The sequence below is a fragment of the Tritonibacter sp. SIMBA_163 genome (genome assembly GCF_046535935.1).
In the GTDB taxonomy this organism is placed as follows: Bacteria; Pseudomonadota; Alphaproteobacteria; order Rhodobacterales; family Rhodobacteraceae; genus Epibacterium; species Epibacterium scottomollicae.
The window spans coordinates 1-447 of record NZ_JAWJBP010000127.1; the positions used below are offsets into that span (position 1 = coordinate 1).

Below are 447 nucleotides of genomic sequence, written 5' to 3' on the forward strand. Positions count from 1 at the left end.
GTCCCTCTCTGAACGCCTTTTCTCTTCCCCAATCCTCTTCCCTTTTACCTGCAGTTGAAAATACGCTGCATGGTGGTGATCCATCGAACACATCAAGATTCATGAGTTCTTCAGGAAGATCAGATAGCGGGATCTGGTTAAACTCTCGAATGTCCATGAGATAAGGATATTCCGGTTTGTGATTCTTTTTATAGATTTTCATCATCTGCGGATCGATCTCGCAGTTTCCCAGCAATTCAAACCCTGCTAATTTGTAGCCCATTGAGGAGCCACCACCGCACGAGAATGTACTGAACACTTTCAGCCCGTTAGAAGGGATGTTTTTTAGATCACTCAATTTCCATCTATAGTTCATGTTGTCACCTACTCATTGTATGAAAAACCGCATTTAGGACACGTATGTTCAAATTGATCATCCCCAAAGTCATCTAAGTCAATTTCTTTACT

At 41.8% G+C, this 447-nt stretch carries 1 protein-coding gene; it reads right to left on the bottom strand.

Annotated features, from left to right (window positions below; genetic code table 11):
* Window positions 1–337: DNA cytosine methyltransferase (locus R0J92_RS21745; RefSeq protein ID WP_411053167.1), on the bottom strand; the 337-nt coding region annotated here is incomplete at its 3' end.
* Window positions 338–447 lie beyond the last annotated feature (110 nt).